Source organism: Pseudoroseomonas cervicalis ATCC 49957 (assembly GCF_000164635.1).
GTDB classification, from domain to species: domain Bacteria; phylum Pseudomonadota; class Alphaproteobacteria; order Acetobacterales; family Acetobacteraceae; genus Pseudoroseomonas; species Pseudoroseomonas cervicalis.
In genome coordinates, this window is record NZ_GG770777.1 from 1,267,704 (window position 1) to 1,275,022 (window position 7,319).

Here is a 7,319-nt window from a genome sequence, read left to right on the forward strand (position 1 = left end):
TTGGCGGGGCGGCGCGCCAGCCGGGGCCGCGCGCCGCCGACCCAAGTTAGGAAGCCTTGGGCGCCGCCGCACCCTTCGCCGGCGGAAGATCCAGCTTGATGGAGAGTTCTTTAAGCCGCGCCGGCTCCACCGCGGCGGGCGCGCCCATCATCAGGTCCTGGCCCTGCTGGTTCAGCGGGAACAGGATCACCTCGCGGATGTTGGGCTCATCGGCCAGCAGCATCACCATGCGGTCGATGCCGGGGGCCGAGCCGCCATGCGGCGGCGCGCCGTAGCGGAAGGCGTTCAGCATGCCGCCGAAGCGCTCCTCGACCGTCTGCGCGGTGTAGCCGGCGATCTCGAAGGCGCGGATCATGATGTCCGGGCGGTGGTTGCGGATGGCGCCCGAGGACAGCTCGATGCCGTTGCAGACGATGTCGTACTGGAAGGCCTTGATGTCGAGCGGGTTCATGGAGTTCAGCGCCTCCAGCCCGCCCTGCGGCATGGAGAAGGGGTTGTGGCTGAAATCCACCTGCCCCGTCTCCTCGTTCAGCTCGTACATCGGGAAGTCGACGATCCAGCAGAAGCGGAATTCGTCCTGGGCGATCAAGCCCAGCTCCTCGCCGAGCTTCGTGCGCACCTTGCCGGCAAATTTCGGCGTCTCGTCCTTCTTGCCGGCGGCGAAGAAGACGGCGTCGCCCGGCTGCAGGTTGCAGGCGGCGCGGATCGCCTCGACGCGCTCGGCCTCCAGGTTCTTGGCGATCGGGCCCTTGGCGCCCTCGGCGGCGAACTGGATGTAGCCGAGGCCGCCGGCGCCCTCGGCGCGGGCCCACTCGTTCAGCTTGTCGAAGAAGCCGCGCGGGCGGTCGGCGGCACCCGGCGCCGGGATGGCGCGCACGATGCCGCCACCCGCCACCACCTTCGAGAACAGGCCGAAGCCCGACTCCCGGAAGCTCTCGGTGACATCGGTGATCTTCAGCGGGTTGCGCAGATCCGGCTTGTCGGAGCCGTAGTCGAGCATCGCCGTGTCATAGGGGATGCGCGGGAAGGGCGCGGGCGTCACCTTCCGGCCGCCGCCGAACTCCACGAAGATGCCTTCCATCACCGGCTCGATCGCCGCGAAGACGTCCTCCTGGGTGACGAAGCTCATCTCGAAATCGAGCTGGTAGAACTCGCCCGGGGAGCGGTCGGCGCGGCTCGCCTCGTCGCGGAAGCAGGGGGCGATCTGGAAGTAGCGGTCGAAGCCCGCCACCATCGCCAGCTGCTTGAACTGCTGCGGCGCCTGCGGCAGGGCGTAGAAGGTGCCCGGATGGTTGCGGCTCGGCACCAGGAAGTCGCGCGCGCCTTCCGGGGAGGAGGCGGTCAGGATCGGCGTCTGGTACTCGACGAAGCCCTGCTCGATCATGCGGCGGCGGATCGAGGCGATGACGCCCGCCCGAAGAAGCATGTTGCGGTGCTGCTTCTCGCGCCGCAGGTCGAGGAAACGGTAGCGCAGGCGAAGATCTTCCGGGAATTCCTGGTCGCCCGCCACCTGGATCGGCAGCACCTCGGCGTGGGACTGCACCTCGAGCGCCTTGACCCGCAGCTCGATGGCGCCGGTCGGCAGCTTGTCGTTGACCGTGCCGGCCTCGCGCGCCACCACCTCGCCGGTGACGGTGATCACGCTCTCCGGCCGCAGCGCGTCGGCACTGGAAAACACCTCGGACCCGGCCGGGATGACGCACTGGGTCAGGCCGTAATGGTCGCGCAGATCGATGAAGAGCAGCCCGCCATGGTCGCGCTTGCGGTGCACCCAGCCGGACAGGCGGGCGGTCTGCCCCGCATCGCTGGCGCGCAGCGCGCCGCAGGTATGGGTGCGGTAGGCGTGCATGGTCGAAAACCCCGGGAGACGTCGGAAAGGGCCGCAGAAGGGGCGCCAGGCGGCCCCATGTCAAGGGCAAGTGCGGGGCCGCCGCGTGAAAGGCGGCGCCCCCGGCTTTGCGGGTGGCCCCGGCTTCGCTAGAACGTCCGGGCAATGAGCCGACGCAACCAGGCGCAGGACGCCGCCCCCGTCCTGATCACCACCACCGAGGCCCTGGCGGAGCTTTGTGCGCGGCTGCGCACCGAGCCCTTCGTCACGGTCGACACCGAGTTCATGCGGGAGCGCACCTACTGGCCCGAGCTCTGCGTCGTGCAGCTCGCCGGGGCCGAGGATGTCGCGGTGATCGACGCCCAGGCGGAGGGGCTCGACCTCGCGCCCCTGGGCGAGCTGCTCGCCGACCCCAAGGTGACCAAGGTGTTCCACGCCGCCCGCCAGGATGTGGAGATCTGCATCCTGCGCTTCGGCGCCCCGCCCCGGCCCCTGTTCGACACGCAGATCGCCGCCATGGTGGCCGGCTTCGGCGACCAGGCCAGCTATGACAGCCTGGTCCGCGCGCTGGCCGGCGCGCAGATCGACAAGGCGCACCGCTTCTCCGACTGGGCGGCCCGCCCGCTCTCCCCCGCCCAGATCAACTACGCCGCCGCCGACGTCACCCATCTGCGCCGCGTCTACACCGCGCTGGTCGAGCGGCTGACGCAGGAGGGCCGGCTCTCCTGGGTGGCCGAGGAGATGGCGGAGCTGACCGACCCCGCCACCTATCGCCAGGACCCGGAGACGGCCTGGGAGCGGCTGAAGCCCCGCTCCAGCAACCGCCGCTTCCTGGCCGCCGTGCAGGCGCTGGCGGCGTGGCGGGAGCGCGAGGCGCAGCGGGTCAACATCCCGCGCCAGCGCCTGGTGCGGGACGAGACGCTGATGGAGATCGCCGCCACCAGCCCCAGCACGGCGGCCGAGCTGTCGCGCGCCCGCGGCATCACCAAGGGCTTCGCCGAGGGCAAGACCGGCGCCGGGCTGCTGGCGGCGCTGGAAGCCGCCCGCGCCCTGCCGGATTCGGAGCTGCCGGAGCCCGCCCGCGACGCCCGCCAGGGCCCGCCCGCCTCGCCGGCGCTGGTGGCGCTGCTGAAGGTGCTGCTGGCCGCCAAGGCGGAGGAGCACGATGTGGCGCCGCGGCTGATCGCCTCCAGCGACGAGCTGGAGCGTCTGGCCACCGAATCGGAGCCGCAGATCCCCGCCCTGCATGGCTGGCGGCGCCAGGTCTTCGGCCAGGCGGCGCTGGCGCTGAAGGGCGGGCGCCTCGCCCTCGGCGTCGAGGGCCGCAAGGTCAAGCTGATCCAGAGCTGAAACCGGCCAGGGGGGGCCATGGCGCCCCCCTGCCCCGCCGGCTTCAGCCGGCGGCGATCTCCACCACCGCCTGCAGGCCGAGGGTCGCCGCCAGCGCCTCCACCCGGCGCTGCACCGAATCGCCGGCGAAGACACCGCCGCCCTCGATCAGCCGCAGCACCAGCCGTCCCTCCTCGGCGGCCAGGGTGGTGCTGGCCAGCAGGTCCGGCGTGCCGCCCGAGAGGGTGTAGGCCAGGCGCAGCGCCGCCCCCAGCACCTCGGCCCGGCGCAGGGCGGTGCCGTCCAGCAGCACCCGCGCGCTGGCCAGCCAGGGCGAATCCAGCTCCGGCTCGTAGCGCAGCGCCACGGCCAGCGCGAGAAAAGCGCGTTCGTGATGGTCGAGGCCGATGCCCGGCTGGCGCAGCACGCGCAGGAAGGACTGCTCGGCCCGGTAGTCTGGGTGGTCATGGCTGCCGATGTCGGAGAGCCAGCAGGCCGCCTGGCGCAGCGCGCCCTGGGCCCGCGTCTCGCCCGCGAAGAGCGGCGCGGTCCAGGCGGAGAGCGCCGCCGGCAGGGCGGTGTCGCGGCCATAGCGGGCGGCCATCTCGCGCCCGGCGGCCAGCAGCGGGTCCTCGCGCCGGGTCTCGGGCGAGAGCTGGCGGGCATACCAGCCCTCGCGCAGCCCGTTGGCGCTGAACACCACGCGGCGCGCGCCGGTGGCGCGCAGCAGCCGGCGCAGCACGGCGGCGGCGAAGGGCAGATCCTGCAACCGCTTCGACGGCGCGCCGGGCAGCCGCTCCAGCGTGCGCCGCGTCGCCGCCATCACCACGCCGCAGAGGTCGCGCGCCTCGTCCCGCCGCAGCACGTAGTGATGCACGATGGAGAGCGGATAGGCGGTCTGCGCGATGTGGATCTTGGCCAGGGCGCGCCAGGCGCCGCCCACCAGATACAGGTCGCGCTCCTTGCCATGCGCCAGCCAGGGCAGCTTCGCCATCTCGCCCTCGGCGATGCCGCGGGCGCGGCCGACATCGCCGCCGGCGCGGTCGGCCAGGCGGATGGCGCCGATCGGCAGGGAGGCGCTGGCGGCGGCGCGGCCCTGGGTCAGCTCGACCAGCTCCAGCGAGCCGCCGCCAAGGTCGCCCAGGATGCCATCGGCCTCGGGGAAGCCCAGCAGCACGCCATCGGCGGAGAAGGCGGCCTCCTCCTCCCCGTCGAGGATGCGGATCGGCACGCCGGGCATGCGGGTGGCGAGCGCCGCGGCGAAGGCGGGGCCGTTCTCGGCGTCGCGCACGGCGGCGGTGGCCAGCACCTCCAGCGGGTCGGCGCCCATGGCGCGGGCGACCGCGTGGTAGCGCTCCAGCACGGTCAGCGCCTGCGGCACCGCCTCCTCGTTCAGCCTGCCCGTGGTCTGCAACCCGCGGCCGAGGCCCAGCACCGCCTTCTCGTTGAAGATCGCCAGCGGGTTGCGCCCGCGCCCCTCGAAGATCACCAGCCGCACCGAGTTGGAGCCGAGATCGACGATGCCGGAGCGGGGCGGATGGGCGAGCTCGTATCCGGGGATGCTGGCGGCCTGGTCCAAAGGCGGTGTCCTCACGCTGGGGCGCCCCGCCAATGGCATGGATGGCGGCACGCGGGAAAGGGCCATGGGGGCGAAAACTGCGCCTCGCCCCACCCGCACCCCGCCCTGCAACGCCGCCACGGCGCCCGCGCGCCGCCGCGCCGGATCAATCCTGGGTGACGCGATCCTGCCGGCGCCGCGCCGCGACGCGGCCCGGCGCCCGTTGCAACGCGCTGCCGCGGCCGGAGAGGGAGGGGTTGGTCATGAAATACTCATGCGCCGACACGGGCTGCGCCCCCGGGCTCAGCCGCCGCCAGCTGCCATCGGCGTGCAGCTGCCAGGATTGCGCCGTGTCCTTCAGGTTCACCGCCATGATCTGGTCGAGGATCTGCGCGTGTACGGTGGGGTTCTCCACCGGCACCATGGTCTCGACGCGCCAGTCCATGTTGCGCGCCATCCAGTCGGCGCTGCTGATGAAGACGCGGGCGCGGCGCGAGGGCAGGCGGTGGCCATTGCCGAAGACCAGCACCCGCGAATGCTCCAGGAACCGGCCGACGATCGACTTCACCCGGATGTTGTCGGAGAGCCCCGGCACGCCGGGGCGCAGGCAGCAGATGCCGCGCACCACGCAATGCACCCGCACCCCCGCCTGGCTGGCGCGGTAGAGCGCGTCGATCAGCTGCTGGTCGACCAGCGAGTTCATCTTCAGCCAGATGCCGGCGGGGCGGCCCTCGGCGGCGTGGCCGATCTCCTGCTCGATCAGGCCGAGGATCGCCGGGCGGATGGTCAGCGGCGAGAAGGCCAGCCGCTCCATCGTCTCGGGGCGCGCATAGCCGGTCATGTAGTTGAACAGCTTCTGCGCGTCGCGCGTCAGCGCCGGGTCGGCGGTGAAGAAGCTGAGGTCGGTGTAGATGCGCGCGGTGATCGGGTGGTAGTTGCCGGTGCCGAAATGCGCGTAGGAGCGGAGCGTCCCGCCCTCGCGCCGCACCACCAGCGACATCTTGGCATGCGTCTTCAGGTCGACGAAGCCATAGACCACCTGCACGCCGGCCGCCTCCAGCTCGCGCGCGAGGGCGATGTTGCGCTCCTCGTCGAAGCGGGCCTTCAGCTCGACCATGGCGGTGACCGACTTGCCGAGCTCGGCCGCCTCGATCAGCGCGCGGGCGATCGGGCTGTCGCGGCTGGTGCGGTAGAGCGTCTGCTTGATGGCGACGACGCTCGGGTCGCGCACCGCCTGGCGCAGGAACTGCACCACCACGTCGAAGGATTCGTAGGGGTGGTGGACCAGGATGTCCTTGGCGCGGATGGCGGCGAAGCAGTCGCCGCCGAAATCCAGGATCCGCTCCGGGAAGCGCGGCGTGTAGGGGGTGAACAGCAGATCGGGGCGGTCATCGACGATCAGCTGCTTCAGGTCGGCCATGCCGAGCAGCCCGTCGGCCACGAAGATCTCGGCGCGCGGCGCGTCCAGCTCCTCGACCACGAAATCGACCAGGTCGGGCGCCATGCGGGCATCGACGGTGAGCTGGATGGCGCGGCCGCGGCGGCGGCGCTTCAGCGCGCTCTCATAGGAGCGCACCAGGTCCTCCGCCTCCTCCTCGAACTCCACATCGGTGTCGCGGATCAGCCGGAACAGCCCCTGCTCGGCATTGATGTAGCCGGGGAAGAGGCGCGGCAGGCAGAGGCTGATCAAATCCTCCAGCAGCACGAAGCGGATCGGGCCGGTGCCGGGGGTGATCTGCGGCGCGTCCTCGGCGGGCGGCAGGCGGACGAAGCGCTCGGTCTGGCTGGGCAGCGGCAGCAGGGCGCGCATGGTGCCGCCATCCTCCTCCCGCACCAGCTTCAGCACCATGCACAGCGCCAGGTTGCTGATGAAGGGGAAGGGATGCGCCGGGTCCACCGCCAGCGGCGTCAGCACCGGGAAGACGCGCTCCAGGAAGTAGGTCTCCAGCCAGGCGCGGTCGGCCTCCGACAGCGCCTCGACGGCGCAGACGCTGATGCCGCCCTCGGCCAGCAGGCGGCGCAGCCGGCGCCAGGCATCCTGCTGCTCCTCGATCAGCGCCGCGGCGCGGGCATGGATGGCGGAGAGCTGCTGCCCCGGCGTCAGCCCGTCCGGCGAGGAGGGGGCGATGCCCGCCCGCTCCTGCCCGACCAGCCCGGCGACGCGCACCGAATAGAACTCGTCCAGGTTGGAGGCCGAGATGGCGACGAAGCGCAGCCGCTCCAGCAGCGGGTGGTTCGGGTTCGCCGCCTCCTCCAGCACGCGGGCGTTGAAGTCCAGCCAGGACAGCTCGCGATTGATGAAGCGCTCCGGCGAATCCGGCCCGATGGCATGCTCATGGGCGTGGCCATGGCCATGGGCGTGGCCCTGCGACAGGGTGGCATGCTCCGCCGCGCGGGCGGGGGTTTCGGCTGCGGCGGCGGCGCCGACGGGGCTCTCGGGGGCGTCCATGCCCGCCACCCTACAGCAAGGCGGGGGTGGAGGGGGAGGCGGCCGCGCCAGCTTCCATGGAAACGTCATCGAGCGGCTCGAAGCCCGGGAAATCGGCCAGGGCGGCACGCGCCAGGGCGCGGGTGACGGCGCCGCCGGCGGCCAGCGCCGCGCGG

Annotated in this window: 4 protein-coding genes; 1 reads left to right on the forward strand and 3 read right to left on the reverse strand. The window is 72.2% G+C overall.

Going from position 1 to position 7,319, the window contains the following annotated elements; translation table 11 throughout:
• Positions 1-46: 46 nt before the first annotated feature.
• Entirely contained in the window at positions 47-1,849 is a 1,803-nt protein-coding gene (aspS, locus tag HMPREF0731_RS05490; protein ID WP_007003055.1) for an aspartate--tRNA ligase, read from the reverse strand.
• 144 nt (positions 1,850-1,993) lie between these two features.
• Here aspS and rnd point away from each other — a divergent pair, with 144 nt between their 5' ends.
• The gene (rnd, locus tag HMPREF0731_RS05495; protein WP_007003056.1) at positions 1,994-3,178 is read left to right on the forward strand and encodes a ribonuclease D; all 1,185 of its coding nucleotides are present in this window, start codon (positions 1,994-1,996) and stop codon (positions 3,176-3,178) included.
• A 43-nt stretch (positions 3,179-3,221) separates the two neighbouring features.
• Here the strand turns inward: rnd and HMPREF0731_RS05500 are convergent, their stop codons facing one another.
• Entirely contained in the window at positions 3,222-4,736 is a 1,515-nt protein-coding gene (locus HMPREF0731_RS05500; protein ID WP_007003057.1) for a Ppx/GppA phosphatase family protein, read from the reverse strand.
• A gap of 145 nt (positions 4,737-4,881) precedes the next feature.
• Positions 4,882-7,164 carry an RNA degradosome polyphosphate kinase gene (locus HMPREF0731_RS05505; protein ID WP_007003058.1) on the reverse strand — a complete coding sequence of 761 codons (2,283 nt, stop codon included), beginning with the start codon at positions 7,162-7,164 and terminating at the stop codon, positions 4,882-4,884.
• Between the last annotated feature and the right edge of the window lie 155 nt (positions 7,165-7,319).